Origin of the sequence: Mycobacterium sp. 1274761.0 (assembly GCF_001668615.1) — a bacterium.
In the GTDB taxonomy this organism is placed as follows: domain Bacteria; phylum Actinomycetota; class Actinomycetes; order Mycobacteriales; family Mycobacteriaceae; genus Mycobacterium.
The window spans coordinates 60,754-78,597 of the sequence record NZ_LZMC01000062.1 but is presented as its reverse complement, the minus strand read 5'-3'; the positions used below and the strand labels follow the sequence as shown (position 1 = coordinate 78,597).

Sequence of the window (17,844 nt, the reverse complement as noted above, 5' to 3'; positions counted from 1 at the left end):
GCGGATACCGGAGCAAATGTGGCTCGTTCTCTTGACGAAGTCGTCACTGCCGTCGCAACAGAATTGATGGCGGTGAATGCGGCTACCTCGCCAGAAGTCAGTCAGCGCGTGCTGGCCAACCTCGTCGAGCATTTCGGCGTCGACGTCAGCTTCCTGAGGCACAACGACCACAACATCCGGGCGACAAAGCTGGTCGCCGAATGGCCGGTTCGGCACGACGTTCCCGACCCCGATCCGCTTGCCCTGGTCTACTTCGCCGACGCCGACCCGGTGTTCGCGGCCGCCGAGGATGCCAAAGAAATCCTTGTCTTCCGGCCCGAGCCCGCGACCGACGACTACCAGAAGACCATCGAGGAAGCCCGCCACATCCCCGGCGTGACGATGGCGGTAGTGCCCATGCTTTCCGGAGACATCACCACCGGCTGCCTGGGCTTCGTCAAGTTCGGCGACCGCGAGTGGTCCCCGGCGGAGCTGAATGCATTGAAGGCGATCGCGTCGCTGTTCGCACAGCTGCAGGCGCGCATCGAAGCAGAGGACCAGCTCCGCTTCCTCGCCGAGCACGACGACCTGACGGGCCTGAACAACCGGCGGGCATTGATCGCTCACCTCCATGAGCGCCTTGCGCCTGGTCAGCCCGGCCCGGTCTCCGCACTGTTCCTCGACCTTGATCGCCTCAAGGCCATCAACGACTACCTGGGACACACCGCAGGCGACTGGTTTATCCGGGTCTTCGCCCGACGGCTGCGCGAGGGTGTCGAAGGCCCGAACCTGATTGCCCGCCTCGGCGGTGACGAGTTCGTCGTCGTCCCGGCGAAACCCATGACAGCCACCGAAGCCGAAGCGCTGGCAGCCCAGCTGCAGACGACGCTGCGGGAGCGGGTGTCCATTGACGGGGAGAATCTCACCCGAACGGTGAGCATCGGTGTCGCACTGGGCATTCCCGGGCGCGACATCACCTCGGACCTTCTACGCCGCGCCGACCAGGCGCTTCTCGCCGCGAAAAGCGCCGGCGGGAACAAGATCGCGGTGTTCTCCGATGAGATGTCGCTGAAGGGCGAGTTCCGAAACGACATCGAGCTGCACCTGCAGAGCGCGATCGAAAACGGCGCCCTGGTCCTGCACTACCTACCCGAAGTCGATATGCGCACCGGCGAGATTCTGGCCTGCGAGGCACTCGTGCGCTGGCAACACCCGACCCGGGGGCTGCTGTCACCCAACGCGTTCATCGGGGTGGCCGAATCGATCAATTTCGCAGGCGAGCTGGGCCGCTGGGTGATGCGGGCCGCCTGTGCCGAGTTCAGCGCGTGGCGGGCGAAAGGGATCGGCGAAGACGCCGTCTTGCGGCTGAATGTGTCACCAGTGCAGCTGGTGACCGAAGGGTTCGTTCAGGCGGTCGCAGACATCATCGAGGAGTTCGGGCTCGACGGCGGCTCGGTCTGCCTGGAGATCACCGAGAGCGTGGTCGTTCAGGACATCGAAACCACGCGCATCACGCTGGCTGGGCTCAAGCAGGTGGGCGTCCAGATAGCCATCGACGACTTCGGTACCGGCTACAGCGTGCTGTCGCATTTGAAATCGCTGCCGGTCGACACCCTCAAGATCGACAAGAGCTTCGTCCGCGAACTGGGGACCAACCCCGGCGACCTCGCGATCGTGCGTGCGGTCATCGCGCTGGCAGAGTCGTTCGGTCTGGAACTGGTCGCCGAGGGCGTGGAGACCGAGGAGGCAGCGCTGACCCTGCTGCGGCACGGCTGTCATCGTGCGCAGGGCTTCCTGCTGTCGCGCCCCGTCGCAGGCGCTGCGATGGAGTCGCTACTTGCCCAGCGGCGGATACCGGTGCAGTTCTCCGCAGCTCCAGCCCGTTGAGCGATTCCGCCGAGAATTCCGCGCGGTGCTTTCGGCGCGCTCGATGCCGCAGGGATCAGATCGACGACCACCCGAATCGGCATTGTCGGGTTGGGTGCTCCGGTGACCGTCCCTGGAAAAGCTCCCAGAAGTAGCGATCGCTCCCGTCATCGGCCACGCCGATGCCCGCCGCGTTCGCTACAAGGACATCCAGTCCGGAGTCAACTGCGGCGATCGCGGTGGCGAGGCCACCGACCGAGGCGGCGCAAACGATGTCGACTCCCTCATCGCAATTTGTAGCAACTAGCCTTCCAATTGCCATTGGGAAGAGATTGGAATAAACACACCCTTCAATTAGATATTTACCAATGCGAATGATTGCTGTCTTCATTAAAGCAACAAAATGCGGGCGTGTTTTAGCAACGCGTATTCCCCCGATGAGATCGGCGCGTTGGCCGCCGACCTCCACTACGGATTCTTCGGCCGCATCGCGAGGAAGACCTGATGGAACTTCAGTGCGAGCGCCCCTCCGATTACCTGGAGTTGAGTAACTAGGTTTACTATGTGCCCATCGAGCAGAGGGGAACCCATGGACCTGCATTGGTCGGAGGCCGACATCGCCTTTCGCGACGAAGTACGTAGCTTTCTCGGGGAAAAACTGGCACCGGAGCTGCGCACGGCGGGCCGGCTCATGACGAGCGTCTACGCCGACCACGACGCAAGCATGGAATGGCAGCGGATCCTGCACGAGCGCGGTTGGGCGGCGCCGGCATGGCCCGTCGAGTACGGCGGCTGCGATTGGAGCCTGACCCAGCACTACATCTTCAGCCGGGAATCAACTCTCGCCGGTGCCCCTTCCCTGTCCCCCATGGGAATTCGCATGGTGGCGCATGCCATCATCGCTTTCGGAACAGACGCCCAGAAGGACTACTTCCTGCCGACAATCCTGACCGGCGAGGTGTTTTTCTGTCAGGGCTACTCCGAACCCGAGGCCGGTTCGGACCTGGCGTCGCTGTCGATGTCCGCCGTCGACGACGGCGACGATCTGGTGTGCACCGGAAGCAAGATATGGACCACGCACGCGCGGGAAGCGAACTGGATGTTCGCGCTGGTGCGTACTTCTCGCGGCGCGAAAAGGCAACAGGGCATCACCTTCGTCCTCATCGACATGACCTCACCGGGAATCCAGATCCGCCCCTTGGTTATGACGTCCGGTGAGGAGGTGCAGAACCAGGTCTTCTTCGACGAGGTCCGGGTGCCGAAAGCCAATGTGATCGGCGACATCGACGACGGCTGGACCGTCGCGAAGTACCTGTTGGAGTTCGAGCGGGGCGGCGGGGCGTCGTCGCCGGGCCTGCAGGTGATGGCCGAGGAGATCGCGACGGAGGCCGCCGACATGCCCGGCCCCGACGGCGGACGGTTGATCGACGACCCGGCGTTCGCGCGCAAACTCGCCGACGCCCGGATCCGCACAGAGGTACTCGAAATACTCGAATACCGGGTGCTGGCTGCGGTTTCCGAGGGGAAGAACCCCGGCACGGCGTCATCGATGCTCAAGGTGGTGGCGACCGAGCTGAGCCAGACGCTGACCGAGCTGGCGCTGGAAGCCGCGGGCCCGCAGGGACGGGCATACCAACCGCACGCCACCCGCCCGGGCGGCCCAATCACCGAATTCGAGCCACCACCTGACGGGTACGTCACCGGCGAGCCGTGGCAGGCCGTGGCGCCGCTGCGCTACTTCAACGATCGGGCCGGCTCAATCTACGCCGGCAGCAACGAAATCCAGCGCAATATCCTCGCCAAGGCAGCATTGGGGCTCTAGATGGACTTCAACCTGAGCAAGGAACAGGAACTGCTCCGCGACGGGCTGACGAAGTTCCTGTCAACCCGCTACGACCTCGAAAAGAGCCGCTCGGCCGCCAAGACAGGCAGCGGCTGGCAGCCCGACATCTGGCGCGCGTTCGCCGACGAACTCGGCATCCTCGGCGCCACGCTGCCCGGCGACGCGGGTGGAATCGGCGGCGGCCCAGTCGAACTGATGGTCATCACCGAGGCGCTGGGCCACGCGCTGGTCGTCGAGCCGTTCGTTGACACGGTCGTCGTCGCCGGCGGACTCCTGCAGCGCGGGGGCGGGGAGCTGGCCGCATCGCTGCTGGAGCAGATCGTGTCGGGCACCGCCATCGTCGCGCTCGCGGCAAGCGAGCCCCAATCCGGCGAGCGCTGGAACGACATCGCCACCACGGCGCAACACGACGGTGACGGCTGGATCCTCAACGGCCGCAAGAGCGTAGCGGTGAGCGCGCCGCTGGCCACCCACCTGCTGATCACCGCGACCACCCCTGAAGGCCTGTCGCTGTTCATCGTCGACGTGAAGTCCGCAGGCGCCGGCCTCACGCTCACCGGCTACCGGACCATCGACGACCGCCGCGCAGCCGATGTGGTACTCGACGGGCTACGCCTACCTGCCGGTGCGCTGCTCGGCGAAGCGGGGCAGGCATGGCCGTCGATCGAGCAGGCGCGCGACGAGGGTGCCGCCGCGGTTTGCTCGGAGGCGGTGGGATGCATGCGAAAGGTGTTGGCGGACACCGTCGAATACTGTAAACAGCGTCAGCAGTTCGGAGTGCCCATCGGCAGCTTCCAAGTGCTGCAACACCGCATGGTCGACATGCACATCGAACTGGAACAGGCCGTCGCCGCGGTGCTGCTCGCCGTCCTGCATTTGCAGGATGATCCCGTGGTGCGCGCGCGGTCGGTGTCGGCGGCGAAGGCGACGGTGGGCAGAGCTGCCCGCTTCATCGGCCAGCAGGCCGTGCAGCTGCACGGCGGAATGGGCATGACCGAGGAGCTGGCGATCGGCCACTACTTCAAAAGGTTGACGGCCATGCAGTTCGAGTTCGGTACCACCGACCACCACATCAGCCGGTACGCAGAGCTGTCACGGTCGAGCTAGCGCCGCAGCACCTCTCGCGGCTTTCGTAGGCTGGTGAGGTGGGCTCCCGCGGATGGCTGCTGTTCATCGCGATGAGCGTCATCTGGGGCATCCCCTATTTGATGATCAAGGTCGCCGTCGAAGGCGTCTCGGTGCCGGTGCTGGTGCTCGCGCGGACCGCCGTCGGCGCGGCGGTGTTGCTGCCGATGGCGCTGTCGAGGTCGCTGCCCGCGATGATCCGCACACATTGGAAGGCGCTGCTGGGCTTCTCGTTCTTCGAGATCATCGCTGCGTGGTTCCTGCTCTCGGACGCCGAACGCCATCTGACCAGTTCGATGACCGGCCTGCTGATCGCCGCCTCGCCGATCATCGCGGCAGTCCTCGACCGCTTCACCGGCGGTGAGCAACAGCTCGGGGTCCGGCGCGTCGCGGGACTCGGCGTCGGCCTTGCCGGAGTCGCGGTTCTGGCGGGACCCCATCTCACGGGCGGCACCGCATGGCCGATCGTCGAGGTACTTCTGGTGGCGACCTGTTACGCGATCGCTCCGTTGATCGCCGCACGATACCTGGCGGATGTGCCCGCACTACCGATGACGGCGGCGTGCCTTGGCTTCGCTGCGGTGGTTTACGCCGCCCCCGCCGCAGCGACCTGGCCCGCCGAGCTGCCCGCTCCGCGAGTGTTGTTGGCCCTGGCGGGGTTGGCGATCGTGTGCACCGCCCTGGGATTCATCGTGTTCTTCGCACTGATCCGCGAGGTAGGCCCCGCACGCGCACTGGTCTTCACCTACGTCAATCCCGCGGTAGCGCTGCTGGGCGGCGTGCTGGTGCTGAACGAGGCGCTTACGGCGGTCAACGTGGTCGCGCTGGTGCTGATCCTCGTGGGTTGCGTCTTGGCAACCCATAGGCCCGGCGAGCCGGGACCGGACCTGCAGTACGACGAGCATGTGGCCCGGTAACCATTAACGCAACGGTAATTGGCGCGGGAAGCCCGTAATTACCATTAGTTTGGTGATGTGGAAATCATCGGGGGGTCCGCACCCGCGGGCCAGCTGAGCGAGGACCGCGAGCACGTCGACGCCGAGATCCGGCGTGCAATGTTGCGACACATGCTGATCGCCCGTGGAATCGACGACGAGGCCGGACTACTGGAGAACCAAGGGGCGCTCGACCTGTGGCTGTCGTGCCGCGGCCAGGAAGCTGCGCAAGTCGGTTCGGCGATGGCCATCGGGGAAGAGGCGGTGATCTTTCCCAGCTACCGGGAGCACGCGGTTGCGGTCGTTCGGGGCATCGACGGTGTGTCGTTGGCCGCGCAGTGGGCGGGCCGCACGTTCTGCGGCTGGAATCCGCGACGGCACCGGTTCTTCCCTTACACCTTGGTGTTGGCTGCGCAGACGTTGCACGCGGTGGGTTACGCCATCGGCCAGCGACTGCAGAACAGGCCCGAAACGGTTGTGGTGTATGTCGGTGACGGCGCCACCAGCGAAGGCGACATGTCGGAGGCCATGAACCTCGCAGCGGTGGAGTCCGCTCAGGTGTTATTCGTCTGCCAGAACAACGGCTGGGCGATCTCGAAGCCCAGCCGTGAACAGATGCTGACCTCGATAGCCGAGCGCGCCAAAGGATTCGGCATTCGATCGTGGTCCATCGCGGCAGATGATCCCGACGGCACCTACCTGAGTTGCCTCGAGGCGATGCGATACGTGGAAACCTCCCGATCGCCGGGTCTGATCGAACTGCGGACCACCCGAATCGGCGGGCACACCACGACCGACCCCCACACCAGCTACCGCGAGCAAGAGGAACTCGCCGCGGCGGAGGCAAACGATCCGGTGGCGCAGTATCGCGAAAAACTGCTTGCCGAAGAACTTGTCGACGCCGGCTGGTTGCTCTCTGTCGACGAAGAGGTGGCCAAGGTCCGTAGCGAATTGGTGGAAGTGTTCGCCAGGTGACCGCTACCGTATCGAGTCCCCTGGCCGAATCGCTCAACGATGCATTGACGGAATTGCTGGAAAGCGACGAGTCGGTGGTGCTCATCGGTCAGGACATCGGCCGCCTGGGTGGCGTGTTCCGCGTGACCAAAAACCTTCAACGACGGTTCGGGCAAGCCCGTGTCCGCGACGCCGTGCTGGCCGAGTCGTCGATTGTGGGGCAGGCGATCGGAATGTCGCTGAGTGGCTTGAAGCCGGTGTGCGAGATTCAATTCGAAGGTTTCATCTATCCAGGGATGAACCAGATCGTGACCCAGGCTGCCAGAATCACGAGCCGCTGGAACGGTGACATCTCGCTCAACCTCGTGATCCGCGTTCCGATTGGCGGAGGCATCCGCGCCGTCGAGCACCACAGCGAGTCCAACGAGGCGTATTTCGCGCACACGCCCGGTCTGCATGTGGCCATTCCGTCCAATCCCGTCGACGCCGCAGCGATGCTGAAGTTCTCGAGTTCGTTGGGATCACCGGTGATCTTCTTCGAACCGAAACGGTTGTATTGGAAGCGACGGCAGCAGCCGCGTGAATTGGCCGAGCCGGCGTCGCCGTTGAGCGCACGCATAGTGCGGCGAGGCTCCGATATCACCGTGGTCGGATACGGTGCCGTGCTCGAAGAGGTGCTGGCGGCAGCCGAGCGGCTCTCCCCCGGCATCGACGTCGAGGTCGTCGATCTGCGCTGGCTGGCCCCCATGGACACCGAAAGCGTGTTGCGGTCGGTCGCTCATACCGGTCGGCTGTTGGTGGTGCAAGAAGCCGTCGCATTCGGCGGCGTCGGCGCCGAAGTTGTTGCGACCATTGCCGAGCACGGGTCACATTTTCTGAGGTCGCCCATGCGCCGACTGGGCGCCCCGCGGCAGCTGTACCCCCCTGCCGACTACGAAAAGCATTACCTGGTAAGCACATCCGAGATTGCCGGCGCGATCGAGGAGATGTGCGCATGAGCGCTCCGATTGACATCCTGGTACCGGACTTCGGCCACGGACTGACCGATGCTCTTGTCGTGGAGTGGCTGGCCTCCGTCGGCGACACCGTCGAACGCGGCGACGTCGTCGCCGTGTTGGAAACCGACAAGAGCAGTGTTGATCTGTTGGCCGAAAAGCCGGGAACAATCGTGGAGATCGTCGTGCCTGCACGCTCGATCACCACCTCAGGTGCTGTCCTTTACAAGCTCGACGAGCGACGATGAAAGGCAAAACACTATGGCGGCCATAGAGGAGCGAATGAACGCGATCATGCTGACGATCATTCGCAAGCGCACGCCCACCGCCGACGTCGGTGACTTCGACAAGCCGATTTATGACCTGGACATGGATTCTCTCGATGTCGTCGACCTCAGCCAGGCGCTGGAGAAGGAATTCGGCGTCGAGGCCGATCTGGACCGCGTCGCCGACTGTGATACGCCCTCCGACATCGGCAGCTATTTCCGCAAACTGATCGGCAGTTTATGACCGTCGGCATCATCGATCTCGCAACGGCCACGCCCGGGAAGCACATCGACAACAGCCATTTCGACGCGATCGGCCTGACCGATGAGTGGATCCGGCGGCGCACGGGCGTCGCAGCCCGGTGGTGGATGGATCCCGACGTTCCGCTCGAAGATGTCGCCTCGGCTGTCTGCGCGCCGCTGGTCGAACGCCACCGAGGGCGGGTGAAGTTCACCGCGTTGGTTGTAGTCAGCTGCTCCACCGGCGGCAAGGTTCCCGGTATCGCTCAACGGGTTGCGACACAGTCGGGACTGCCGACCGACGTGCTGGCCTTCGATGTGAACGCCGCCTGCAGCGGCTTCGTCTACGGCTTGATCACCGGGCTTGCGCTATGCAGACCGGGCGAAGCGGTGATTGTCTGCGCCGCGGAAGCGATGTCGCGCCTGATCGACAAGTCCGACCGCAATACCGGCTGCCTGTTCGGCGACGGAGTGGGCGCGGTCGTCCTCGAGTCACGGCCGAATTTCCGGGAGCACACGTGGCATGCCGGCTGTGACGGCGATCGGGTGGACTTGATGCGGGGAGAAATCGGTGGCGGCATCCAGCTCGACGGCATGCAGGTATACAACCGAGCCGTACGGATGATGACCGAGACTTTGGATCGATTGCACGACAATGGGATCAAGCCGAACGTGGTCGTCGGCCATCAGGCCAACTCGCGAATTCTGCAGAAGATTCGCGAGCAGGTCGATGCGGGTGACGCGGTATTCGTCGACAGCGTCGAACAATTCGGCAACACCTCGGCGGCCTCGATACCGTTGGCGCTGGGCACATGCGTCGCCGATCAGTCGGTCCCGGCGACGGGTCGGATGACGTTGGTGGCCTATGGAGCCGGTGAGGCCTGGGGCGGAGTGTCGGTGGACTACGACCTCACCGAGACGATGGCCCGTCACGAGTCGTGACCAGGGTCGTCCTGGTCACGGGCGCCTCCCGCGGTGTCGGCGCGGAGGTCGCGGTGCGGCTCGCCGACCCCCGCCACCACGTGCTGGTGAATTATCGGGAGAAGGCGAAACGGGCTGCAGCGGTCGTGGAAGCCGTCCGGGCGAACGGCGGAACGGCCGACGCCATCGGAGCCGACATCACCGACGAAGACGCGACGAAGTCGATGCTCGACGCCATCAAAGAAATTGGTAACCTGAATGCGTTGGTGCTCAACGCATCCGGCGGCTTGGAGCTCAGCGCTGACCCAGCCTATCCGATGCGGCTCAACTGTGACGCGCAAGTCGGGCTGGCGCGACTGGCGCTGCCGTTGATGCCGGCCGGCGGTCGCATCGTGTTCGTCACCAGCCATCTGGCGCATTTCTACGGTCGCAAACCCGTGCCGCGCGACTATGTTCCGATAGCGGAGAGCAAGCACGCCGGGGAGAAAGCGCTGCACGACATGATTCCGGCGTTCACGGCGGCGGGCCTGACCTTGGTCATCGTGTCGGGCGACATGCTCGAAGGAAGCACAATGGTGCGCCTGTTCGAGCGACGGGATCCGACGGCGATCGATGCACGCAGGCGCGCCAGCGGCGGGCTGCCGACCACAGCGGAGTTCGCCGATGCGATCGTCGGCGCCACGCAGGAACCGCACGACAACGGCGACACGGTTTACGTCGGCGGCCCCGACTACTTCAACTAGCACCGACTCATGGCGCTTGTCACGCCAGCGTCCGAGGCGTGACGATAGGTCGATGCCGTCTGCCAAGCGCGTCCTCGTAGCTGGGTCCGGCTTCGCCGGGCTGTGGGCCGCGCTCGGCGCCGCCCGGCGGCTCGACGAGCTCGGCGGCACGCGTACCGATGTCGGGATCACCGTCGTCAGTCCACAGCCGTACCACGACATCCGCGTCCGTAACTATGAAGCCGACCTCACGGCGTGCCGAATCCCGTTGCGACAGTTGCTCGATCCGGTCGGCGTTGAGCACATCACCGCTCATGTCACCGAGATCGATGCCGACGCTGCGACGGTGACGACGGCCGACGGAGCGAAGCATGGGTACGACCGCCTCGTTCTCGCGGTCGGCAGCACAGTCGTCAGGCCAGATATACCCGGTCTGGCGGAATTCGGCTTCGACGTCGACACTTACGACGCCGCGGTCGAGCTGCAGAACCACATTCACAACCTGGCAAGCCGCGCGGCGGACTCCACGACCGGGGCGGCCGTCGTCATAGGCGCGGGCCTCACCGGCATCGAGACCGCCTGCGAACTACCCACACGGCTGTCGGACGCGCTGGGACCAGGCACCACGCCGCGGGTGATCCTCGTCGACCGTAACCCGCACATCGGGTCGGACATGGGCGCGTCAGCTCGGCCCGTCATCGAGCACGCATTGGCCGACAACGGGGTACAGACGATCACCGGTGTGGGCGTGACATCCGTCGACGCGCAAGGCGTGACGCTCTCCGATGGTGCGGTCATCCCCGCGGCGACCATCGTGTGGTGTGCGGGGATGCGCGCGAACCCGCTCACCGCCCGGCTCGGCGTTCCCGTCGACCGACTCGGCCGGCTGTTCGTCGACGATTACCTGCGCGTCGAAGGAGTCGACGGCGTGTTCGCGGCGGGTGACGTCGCGGCGGCGAAAATGGATGACGACCACCTCTCTGTGATGTCGTGTCAGCACGGCAGGCCAATGGGCCGATACGCCGGCTACAACGTGATCGCAGACCTATTAGGTACGCCGATGATGTCGTTGCGGATTCCTTGGTATGTCACCGTGCTCGATCTCGGCCCGGCGGGTGCGGTGTACACCGAGGGCTGGGACCGCAGGGTCGTCAGCCGCGGCGCGGAGGCCAAGGCGACCAAGCGGGTGATCAATGGCGAGCGCATCTATCCTCCGCTCGACGGCGACCGTGCCGCCCTGCTCGCCGCGGCGGCACCCGATATACAGGGACCGCCTGCCTACGCGCAGTGACGACGCGCTCAATGTGATTAGCCGACGTCAAACGGGGTATTTGCAGATCTCATGACGACACCCGAACCCGACGAGGCGCCGAACGACCCGGCGCCCTCGGACACCGATGTACCGCCGGCGTCTCCGGCCTATTCGACCCCTCCGCCCGAGGGGCTACCCGATGCCGACGATTAACGACGCGTTCGCCTGCAAAACGGTGTAAGAATTGACGCCACGGAAAGTGGTTGGGGAGAAAATGGGGACCGATGACGCAATTCTCGGATGAAGCGACGACCGACGATTCTGATGGGATCAAAGTCGATGCGGCCGTGCGGGTGTACCCGGGCACTTCCCGTGAGGTGCGCGGAATTGTGGTCGACGACTTCGGAGACATTTCCGGTGAGGCCGTGGCTATCGGGGACCACAAGATTGTGGACGCGGCGCGACGATGGGCCGTCCAACTCACCGACGGCACCCTGGTATTCGTCGACGACGATGACGTCGCACTCAGCGACTGAGTGCTATTCGTCGCGGTCAGTCGTGGGGCGGCCGACGACGATGCGATAGGCCTCGGCCAGTCTGTCGTGGAAGTCCGTGGGCGTCTCGAGCTCGATCCCCGGCTTGTAGTTGCCGCGTCGGTCGAGCACACCGAAATATGTTGCGGCCAGGACGGCCGACCACAGCTTGATGACGTATTGCACGCGTCGATCCGTTTTCGACGTTCCCAGGCGGTCGGCGAGGACAGGGGAAAGAATTTCAGCGCGCTGAGCGGCTATCCGCTGTTGCAGTTCGGTCGACGACCAAATGGCCTTGCCCATGAATTTCATTTCTTCAAAGGTGACCGTACCCATGCCGGCGCCGATATCTCTGATCACTGCCATGTGAGCGTCTAGCAGCGACTCGAGCACCGGTTTCTGCACGTCGATATCGGCGAGTTGCTGGACAGCCGCCGCCAGCATTTCTCTGGAAATGGCCAATGCGGCGGAATCCTGACAGGCAGGGTCGTCCACGCGTGGAAACGTATCACCGGCCGCAGTTCAGTGAATGCATTTCAGATAGTCGGCTAATTTATCGAATGTGTCAAATTAATTCCGTCCGGCGCCCAAAATGAGCAGCCATGTTGGAGGCACGCTCAGGCTTGTGACACCTCGCTCAATGGCATTGTTGACCGCATGAACGTCGATGCTTTCCTACAGACAATCCCGCCGATGGCGGTGTATCTCGTTGTCGGGACGGTCATCGGCCTCGAGAGCCTCGGCATACCGCTGCCGGGCGAGATAGCTCTGGTCAGCGCCGCCCTGCTGTCTTCGCGTCACACTCTTGACATCAACGCGCTGGCAGTCGCGACAGCCGCGACCATCGGAGCCATCATCGGCGACACCATCGGATACTCGATTGGACGTCGATTTGGGATGTCATTGTTCGAACGCCTCGGAAATCGTTTTCCCAAGCACTTCGGGCCAGGACACGTGGCGCTGGCCAGGGATCTCTTCCGCAAATGGGGCGTGTGGGCGGTGTTCTTCGGTCGCTTCATCGCGCTGTTGCGGATCTTTGCAGGCCCACTGGCCGGGGCCCTGAAGATGCGGTACGCGCGCTTCCTCGCCGCAAACGCAAGTGGCGCGGTGGTGTGGGCCGGCGGCACCACAGCCGTCGTCTATTACGCGGGTATTGCCGCCGAACGGTGGCTTTCCCGGTTCTCGTGGATCGCGCTCGTGGCGGCTGCCGTAATCGGCATCGGTCTGACATTGGTTATGCGCGAACGGACTTCGCGTCTCATTGCCGAGCTTGGAACGGAGCACGACTGGGAAACGTTGCGACGTCACTAAAGGCGCCAACTTGACCGGATCGCTGACGGTGTGGTTGAGAACACCACCTTCCGGTTAATCGTGCTGACGTGGATAAAGATCAGCTTCCGGAGGCTCTTCGCGGACGCGACCCCGAGTTCATCCGTAACGTACTGCCCACATTCTGGTTTGCAGCGACGGTGTGGTTCCGCGCCGAGGTGGAGGGCTTCGAGAAGGTGCCTGACGAACCCGTCCTGTTCGTCGGTAACCACAGCGGTGGCGGGGCGACCCCAGACACGTTCGTCTTTCTGCTCGCCTACAACACCTACTTCACTGTGGAAGGGCGACCGCTGTATGCGTTAGCACATGACACCATCACCAAGACGCCGCTCGTTGGTCCGATGACGCGCAAGCTGGGCGTCGTCGCCGCCGACAACCCACTCGCCGAAACAATCTTCAACAGCGGCGGATCAGCCCTGGTCTATCCGGGCGGTGACGTAGAGGCGCTCCGGCCGTGGCGGGACCGGCACAAGATCGTCCTTTCCCGCCGCAAGGGATTCCTGCGGCTCGCCCACCGCAGCGGCGTCAAAATCGTTCCCGTCGTAGCTACCGGAGGTCATGACACACTGTTCGTCCTCAACGATGGGCGCCGAACCGCAAAGGCGCTGCGACTCGACAAGTTACTGCGAGTCAAAAGCCTGCCGTTGTCAGTGAGTGTGCCGTGGGGATTAACGCCGCTTCCGCTTCCGCACTTTCCATTGCCCGCCAAAATTCGCATGCAGGTGCTCGATCCGATCGACGTACGTGAGCAGTTCGGAGCGGAGCCCGACTGGGATCACGCCTATGGCTACGTTGAAAGCGTTATGCAGGTCGGCCTTTCATCGCTGGCAAGTCGCACCGTCGTCCCGATGGTCAGGTGACGCATGACCCAAACGGTCTCGGTGACACGACGAATACGCCGTAATGCCGACGATGTAAGCCTGTTCATCACCGACATGCACGAACTGGTCCCGAAGGTTTCGACGTTCAAACGCTGTCAGTTCATCAGCGATACCAGCGACGGCGAGCTGTGGGACATCTTCATGCAAAGCGGCACCATCTTCCTCGGTGGTCGAATCCTGGCGACGACCCAGCCGCGACGGCTGGCGTGGCATTCCCTGCGCGGAACCCGGCATTCGTTCGAGGCGCTGGTTGAAGAGGATGGCGACGGTAGCCGTCTGAGTCTTACTTTGACGTACTCGCTGGCCAGTTTGGTGACCGCATGGTTCATCGAATTCATCGGACGCGGGATCGCGTCCCGCACCCTGGAAGCGGCCGTGGAAGAAATACGGCACTACCTCGAATACGGCTAGACAAGGCGGTCGAGCCAATTCTCTTACCGTATGGGCACTTTGGCGGCGATCTGGTTGGCCATATTGACCGCTGAGTCGCCAGGATTAGCGCTGCAGGTGTTGATGTCGATCACGACATTGTTTCTGATCGCCAGCGCACGTCCGCAGCCCCAGCCGGGAGCCTTGGCGTCCTGTTGGGTCGCAGAGCTGCTCAGCATGCCGGAGGCGTTGTTTACGGGCCCGACGGTCCAGTGGGTGCCGGTCTGCAAGTGGGTGTATTGGTGGCAGGCCGGCCACTGCTGTGTGGAGGCGGTGAAGAACGCGTTGGCCAGTTTGGCGCCTGGAAATAACACCACCGCCTGAAGGGCGTAGTGCGCGAAGTTGTCGCCGTCCGTCAGGGTCTGACCGCGCACGGTGCTGAAATCGCTGCCGCCATAGACCACGGCCTGCAACGCGCCGTCGACCGCGAGGCACTCCTTTGGCTCCATCGTCGCGCTGTCGTCCGACATTGCGTCTTGGGTCTTCGTGACCACCATGTCTGTCGCCCCCATGGCGGCGTTGATCTGCTCGGGGGGCAGCAACAAATCGTTCAGCGCCGCCTCTTGCACGGGTGGCGGAGGCTTCGTTGTGGTAGTGGATGTGGTAGTCGACGTTTTGCTGGCGTCGTCGGTGCCACCGCTGCACCCCGCGGCGAGGATGCAGACGCCAGCAACGGCGAGCGCGGCCATGAGGCGCATAAGTTCATATTGACGGATCGGGGACGCTCGCTGTGGCGATATGCCAAGTGCGCCGCTTAGTCCGGCGAGCCTCCACTGCGGCGTGTCCACCCGCTCAGCAAGCCCGGGAAGAATAAGATGCGCTTTCATGCGGGTGGCTCTCCGGCGTCTGCTTGCGGTCTTGCTGGTGGCCGCCGGTTTGTTCGGTGGTACCGGAATTACAGCGCCGATCGCGAGCGCCCTGGGGTGGGGAGCGATAGCGATCTCTCCCGGCGCCGGCACGGTGGGCTATTCGAAGGGCATGAACTCGGCTGTCGAGGCACAAAGAGCGGCCATCGGCCTCTGCAAAGCACGCGATTGCCGGGCAGTCATGGCCTTCACCAAGGCGTGCGGTGCGGTCACCCAGTCTTCCAATACGTCCTGGGCGTGGGGACAGGACTTCACCGCCGCCGGCGCGCAGAGCAAGGCATTGGCCTCATGCAGTCAATACGGTCCCGGCTGCCGGGTCGTCGGCTGGGTTTGCAGCTGACTGTGTACGAACTATCTGACTCCGCGTTAGTCTTTGCCGATGATCGCAGGCGACAAGGCGCCTGATTTCACTCTGTATGACCACAGCGGTCGGCCTCGGACACTGTCCACTCTCCTTTCCGACGGTCCGGTCGTGCTGTTCTTTTTTCCATTGGCGTCGTCGCCGATCTGCACCGCCCAGGCTTGTCATTTCCGTGACCTGCGCAGTGAGTTCGACGCGGTGGGCGCCCAGCGGGTCGGCATCAGCACCGACACCGTCGACAAGCAGGCCCACTTCGCGCAACAACGCTCGTTCGACTATCCGCTGCTGTCAGATGCCGACGGCGTGGTGTGCGAGCTGTTCGGGGTGCGGCGAGGCCGGCTCGCCAAACTGCGTACCTCCGTCGTGGCGCGTGATGCAGCCCGGCGCCGCAGGCACTCCCGGCGCCGCGGCCTGGTCGCTCGGCTGCTGCCGGTACGACGGGCCACGTTCGTCATCGACACCGACCGCACCGTGCTCAAGGTCATCTCCAATGAGTTACGCGCATCGGTGCACGCCGACCAGGCCCTGAAGTTCTTGCAGGGCCGCACCGACTTACGCCGACCGGCGGAGGACAACGACTGGTTCACCGAACCGAAACCCTCCGACGAGCCGAGGCTGGTGCGTCCCTACGCAGTGACGGCGGGTCGTACCGACGCCGGTGTCGAGCTGCCACTCGAGGCTCCGGTCGAATCGGTAAACATGTCAGTGACGCGGCCGCCTTGGCCGAGAAATGATGTGCGGGACCAGATCTTGACCTGTTGCGCGCAGGGCCGCTCGGTGGCAGAGATCGCCGCTGATCTGTCCTTACCTCTGGGTGCGACGCGGTTCCTGGTCGGTGACCTGGTGACAAAGGGCTACGTGCGGGTGCGCGCCCCTTCTGGCGACTCGATGACGATCGACGAACGGCGTGAACTGATAACCCGGACGCTGCGCGGCTTGCGGGCACTCTGACGGCACGGCGTGACTAGTCGTCTTCCCGCAGGAGGTAATTCTCGGGGTGGTGGTAGTCGTTGACGCGCCGTTGGCCGGTGTCTAGGTGGGGTGGGGGGATCCATTCGACTTTGCCGTCGTGGCGTATTCGTGTTGTCCAGCCGCCTTTTTCGACAAGGAGGTTGTGCGGTTGGCAGGCCAGCATCTCTTCGTCGGCGTTGGTGTTGCCGCCGCGCGCCCAGGGTGTTTTGCCGTGGTGGGCTTGGCATTGGTAGCCGGGTGCGGTGCAGCCGGGGAAGGTGCAGCCGCGGTCGCGGGCGTGCAGCACGATGCGTTGGCCGGGTGAGGCGCAGCGCCTTGTGCGGCCGAGGTAAAGCGGGATGCGGGTGTGGTCGTCGAAGATGACCAGGTAGTGGTAGGCGTGGCTGGCCATCCGGATGAGATCAGACATCGGCAGCACGCTGCCCCCGCCGGTGACACCGTGCCCGGCACCGGCTTCGAGCTCTTTCAATGTGGTGGACACGATCACCGACACCGGTAACCCGTTGTGCCGGCCCAGCTGCCCCGAAGCCAGCAGCGAGCGGGCCATCGCCTTGAACGCGTCATGGTTGCGCTGCGGTTGGGAGCGCCCATCGCGCTGTCGGGCTGTCACGGTGGCGGGTGCGTCGACGGCGGGCTGGTCGTCGTCGGGGTGGCACATGCCCGGGGCGGCCCATTTGGCTTCGATGGCTTCCCAGTAGGCGCGGGCTTCAGGATCCAGCCGGCCACGGACCTCGCTCATGCCGTCGCGTCCGGGGGCGCTGACCATCAGGTAGGCCTTGCGGGCCCGGTCGGCGTCGGTCGGAGCGGGTCCGTCCTGATCGAGCAGCTGGGCCAGCCGGGCGGCGGCCTTGTCGAGTTGGGCGGGTCCCAGCCCGGCGGCCAGCGTGGCCAACTGAATCTCGGCCTGTTCGCGGTCGCGTGATCCCCGGCGTTGGGCAGCTTGTGGAAGAACGTGCGGATGGTGTTGATGTGTTCAGCGCCGATAGTTCCCTTTGCCTGAGCCCACGCCGTGGTAGGCAGGCGCGGCTGCAATGGCTCGCCCGACGCTGCGGTGCGCGGTCCCAAGTCGTCGGCTTCAGCGATTCGACGCCTGGCCTCCGATGTGCTGACCCGCAACGCCGTCGCCAGCACGTCGGCCAGCGAGGTGCCGCCCAGCACCTCCGGAGCACATTCGGCGGCCAATTGATTGATCAACCGATGCTCGGCGGCCGGGCCGCGGCGGCGGTTAGTTTCGAGCCGAACCAGAAGATCCCTCTTCTCGGTGACTGTGAGCGCGTCGTAGGACAGCGCGGCGACCGCCGCCCACGCGGCATCGAGGTCGGCATACGCCGCCTCGATGTCCTCGCGGGTCGAACCCATATATCGAACACTAGTT

21 protein-coding genes and 1 pseudogene are annotated in these 17,844 nt (G+C 64.2%); 18 read left to right on the top strand and 4 right to left on the bottom strand.

Annotated features, from left to right (window positions below; all coding sequences use genetic code 11):
• The first annotated feature begins 66 nt into the window (after positions 1 to 66).
• Entirely contained in the window at positions 67 to 1,866 is a 1,800-nt protein-coding gene (locus tag A5651_RS12830) for a bifunctional diguanylate cyclase/phosphodiesterase (RefSeq protein ID WP_304441186.1), read from the top strand.
• A 55-nt stretch (positions 1,867 to 1,921) separates the two neighbouring features.
• Here the strand turns inward: A5651_RS12830 and A5651_RS25365 are convergent, their stop codons facing one another.
• Positions 1,922 to 2,314 (bottom strand): hypothetical protein, encoded by a 393-nt coding sequence (locus A5651_RS25365; RefSeq protein WP_156662862.1) that lies wholly within the window; start codon positions 2,312 to 2,314, stop codon positions 1,922 to 1,924.
• 120 nt (positions 2,315 to 2,434) lie between these two features.
• On the opposite strand from A5651_RS25365, the gene A5651_RS12825 reads away from it, so the two are divergent.
• From A5651_RS12825 to A5651_RS12775, 12 genes are all read left to right on the top strand, one after another.
• Positions 2,435 to 3,667, top strand: a complete 1,233-nt coding sequence (locus tag A5651_RS12825) for an acyl-CoA dehydrogenase family protein (protein ID WP_066980710.1) — start codon at positions 2,435 to 2,437, stop codon at positions 3,665 to 3,667.
• Positions 3,668 to 4,795, top strand: a complete 1,128-nt coding sequence (locus A5651_RS12820; protein WP_066980707.1) for an acyl-CoA dehydrogenase family protein — start codon at positions 3,668 to 3,670, stop codon at positions 4,793 to 4,795.
• A 38-nt stretch (positions 4,796 to 4,833) separates the two neighbouring features.
• A complete protein-coding gene (locus tag A5651_RS12815; RefSeq protein WP_082943742.1) occupies positions 4,834 to 5,730 on the top strand; it encodes a DMT family transporter in 897 nt (298 codons plus the stop codon).
• Between the two features lie 57 nt (positions 5,731 to 5,787).
• A complete protein-coding gene (locus A5651_RS12810; protein ID WP_197496608.1) occupies positions 5,788 to 6,723 on the top strand; it encodes a thiamine pyrophosphate-dependent dehydrogenase E1 component subunit alpha in 936 nt (311 codons plus the stop codon).
• Positions 6,720 to 7,700 (top strand): alpha-ketoacid dehydrogenase subunit beta, encoded by a 981-nt coding sequence (locus A5651_RS12805; protein WP_066980704.1) that lies wholly within the window; start codon positions 6,720 to 6,722, stop codon positions 7,698 to 7,700. The genes A5651_RS12810 and A5651_RS12805 overlap by 4 nt, the downstream gene beginning before the upstream one ends.
• Positions 7,697 to 7,945 (top strand): biotin/lipoyl-containing protein, encoded by a 249-nt coding sequence (locus tag A5651_RS12800; protein ID WP_066980699.1) that lies wholly within the window; start codon positions 7,697 to 7,699, stop codon positions 7,943 to 7,945. The genes A5651_RS12805 and A5651_RS12800 overlap by 4 nt, the downstream gene beginning before the upstream one ends.
• Positions 7,946 to 7,958: 13 nt before the next feature.
• Positions 7,959 to 8,207, top strand: a complete 249-nt coding sequence (locus A5651_RS12795) for an acyl carrier protein (protein WP_066980696.1) — start codon at positions 7,959 to 7,961, stop codon at positions 8,205 to 8,207.
• Complete coding sequence (locus A5651_RS12790; protein ID WP_066980692.1) at positions 8,204 to 9,145, top strand: 3-oxoacyl-ACP synthase III family protein; 942 nt, start codon at positions 8,204 to 8,206, stop codon at positions 9,143 to 9,145. Before A5651_RS12795 ends, A5651_RS12790 begins: the two co-directional genes overlap by 4 nt.
• Positions 9,142 to 9,867 carry an SDR family oxidoreductase gene (locus A5651_RS12785; RefSeq protein WP_231988675.1) on the top strand — a complete coding sequence of 242 codons (726 nt, stop codon included), beginning with the start codon at positions 9,142 to 9,144 and terminating at the stop codon, positions 9,865 to 9,867. Before A5651_RS12790 ends, A5651_RS12785 begins: the two co-directional genes overlap by 4 nt.
• Before the next feature lie 52 nt (positions 9,868 to 9,919).
• The gene (locus A5651_RS12780; protein ID WP_066980688.1) at positions 9,920 to 11,137 is read left to right on the top strand and encodes an NAD(P)/FAD-dependent oxidoreductase; all 1,218 of its coding nucleotides are present in this window, start codon (positions 9,920 to 9,922) and stop codon (positions 11,135 to 11,137) included.
• A 51-nt stretch (positions 11,138 to 11,188) separates the two neighbouring features.
• Positions 11,189 to 11,311 (top strand): hypothetical protein, encoded by a 123-nt coding sequence (locus tag A5651_RS26225; protein WP_255361807.1) that lies wholly within the window; start codon positions 11,189 to 11,191, stop codon positions 11,309 to 11,311.
• Between the two features lie 71 nt (positions 11,312 to 11,382).
• Positions 11,383 to 11,634 carry a hypothetical protein gene (locus A5651_RS12775; protein WP_066980685.1) on the top strand — a complete coding sequence of 84 codons (252 nt, stop codon included), beginning with the start codon at positions 11,383 to 11,385 and terminating at the stop codon, positions 11,632 to 11,634.
• Between the two features lie 3 nt (positions 11,635 to 11,637).
• On the opposite strand, the gene A5651_RS12770 is transcribed toward A5651_RS12775, so the two are convergent.
• The gene (locus tag A5651_RS12770; protein ID WP_156662860.1) at positions 11,638 to 12,126 is read right to left on the bottom strand and encodes a hypothetical protein; all 489 of its coding nucleotides are present in this window, start codon (positions 12,124 to 12,126) and stop codon (positions 11,638 to 11,640) included.
• Between the two features lie 162 nt (positions 12,127 to 12,288).
• Here A5651_RS12770 and A5651_RS12765 point away from each other — a divergent pair, with 162 nt between their 5' ends.
• The 3 genes from A5651_RS12765 (at position 12,289) to A5651_RS12755 (ending at position 14,252) form a co-directional block, all read left to right on the top strand.
• On the top strand, positions 12,289 to 12,942 hold the full coding sequence (locus tag A5651_RS12765) for a DedA family protein (RefSeq protein WP_066980679.1): 654 nt from the start codon (positions 12,289 to 12,291) through the stop codon (positions 12,940 to 12,942).
• Positions 12,943 to 13,010: 68 nt separating this feature from the next.
• Positions 13,011 to 13,820 carry a 1-acyl-sn-glycerol-3-phosphate acyltransferase gene (locus A5651_RS12760; RefSeq protein ID WP_066980676.1) on the top strand — a complete coding sequence of 270 codons (810 nt, stop codon included), beginning with the start codon at positions 13,011 to 13,013 and terminating at the stop codon, positions 13,818 to 13,820.
• A gap of 3 nt (positions 13,821 to 13,823) precedes the next feature.
• Positions 13,824 to 14,252, top strand: a complete 429-nt coding sequence (locus tag A5651_RS12755) for a hypothetical protein (protein WP_066980674.1) — start codon at positions 13,824 to 13,826, stop codon at positions 14,250 to 14,252.
• A gap of 23 nt (positions 14,253 to 14,275) precedes the next feature.
• On the opposite strand, the gene A5651_RS12750 is transcribed toward A5651_RS12755, so the two are convergent.
• Positions 14,276 to 14,959 carry a sensor domain-containing protein gene (locus tag A5651_RS12750; RefSeq protein WP_369803945.1) on the bottom strand — a complete coding sequence of 228 codons (684 nt, stop codon included), beginning with the start codon at positions 14,957 to 14,959 and terminating at the stop codon, positions 14,276 to 14,278.
• A gap of 136 nt (positions 14,960 to 15,095) precedes the next feature.
• On the opposite strand from A5651_RS12750, the gene A5651_RS12745 reads away from it, so the two are divergent.
• Positions 15,096 to 15,476, top strand: a complete 381-nt coding sequence (locus A5651_RS12745; RefSeq protein ID WP_066980667.1) for a DUF4189 domain-containing protein — start codon at positions 15,096 to 15,098, stop codon at positions 15,474 to 15,476.
• A gap of 39 nt (positions 15,477 to 15,515) precedes the next feature.
• Positions 15,516 to 16,448: a peroxiredoxin gene (locus tag A5651_RS26305; protein ID WP_066980664.1), complete on the top strand. Its 933-nt coding sequence runs from the start codon at positions 15,516 to 15,518 to the stop codon at positions 16,446 to 16,448.
• 13 nt (positions 16,449 to 16,461) lie between these two features.
• Here the strand turns inward: A5651_RS26305 and A5651_RS12735 are convergent.
• A pseudogene (locus tag A5651_RS12735) lies at positions 16,462 to 17,828 on the bottom strand (HNH endonuclease signature motif containing protein).
• Between the last annotated feature and the right edge of the window lie 16 nt (positions 17,829 to 17,844).

What these genes read in the sequence shown, in the direction of transcription:
- A5651_RS12830 (WP_304441186.1), top strand. Translation starts at nt 67, where the DNA reads ATGGCGGTGAATGCGGCTACCTCGCCAGAAGTCAGTCAGCGCGTGCTG.
- A5651_RS12825 (WP_066980710.1), top strand. Translation starts at nt 2,435, where the DNA reads ATGGACCTGCATTGGTCGGAGGCCGACATCGCCTTTCGCGACGAAGTA.
- A5651_RS12820 (WP_066980707.1), top strand. Translation starts at nt 3,668, where the DNA reads ATGGACTTCAACCTGAGCAAGGAACAGGAACTGCTCCGCGACGGGCTG.
- A5651_RS12800 (WP_066980699.1), top strand. Translation starts at nt 7,697, where the DNA reads ATGAGCGCTCCGATTGACATCCTGGTACCGGACTTCGGCCACGGACTG.
- A5651_RS12795 (WP_066980696.1), top strand. Translation starts at nt 7,959, where the DNA reads ATGGCGGCCATAGAGGAGCGAATGAACGCGATCATGCTGACGATCATT.
- A5651_RS12790 (WP_066980692.1), top strand. Translation starts at nt 8,204, where the DNA reads ATGACCGTCGGCATCATCGATCTCGCAACGGCCACGCCCGGGAAGCAC.
- A5651_RS12780 (WP_066980688.1), top strand. Translation starts at nt 9,920, where the DNA reads ATGCCGTCTGCCAAGCGCGTCCTCGTAGCTGGGTCCGGCTTCGCCGGG.
- A5651_RS26225 (WP_255361807.1), top strand. Translation starts at nt 11,189, where the DNA reads ATGACGACACCCGAACCCGACGAGGCGCCGAACGACCCGGCGCCCTCG.
- A5651_RS12775 (WP_066980685.1), top strand. Translation starts at nt 11,383, where the DNA reads ATGACGCAATTCTCGGATGAAGCGACGACCGACGATTCTGATGGGATC.
- A5651_RS12765 (WP_066980679.1), top strand. Translation starts at nt 12,289, where the DNA reads ATGAACGTCGATGCTTTCCTACAGACAATCCCGCCGATGGCGGTGTAT.
- A5651_RS12755 (WP_066980674.1), top strand. Translation starts at nt 13,824, where the DNA reads ATGACCCAAACGGTCTCGGTGACACGACGAATACGCCGTAATGCCGAC.
- A5651_RS12750 (WP_369803945.1), bottom strand. Translation starts at nt 14,959, where the DNA reads ATGGCCGCGCTCGCCGTTGCTGGCGTCTGCATCCTCGCCGCGGGGTGC.
- A5651_RS12745 (WP_066980667.1), top strand. Translation starts at nt 15,096, where the DNA reads ATGCGGGTGGCTCTCCGGCGTCTGCTTGCGGTCTTGCTGGTGGCCGCC.
- A5651_RS26305 (WP_066980664.1), top strand. Translation starts at nt 15,516, where the DNA reads ATGATCGCAGGCGACAAGGCGCCTGATTTCACTCTGTATGACCACAGC.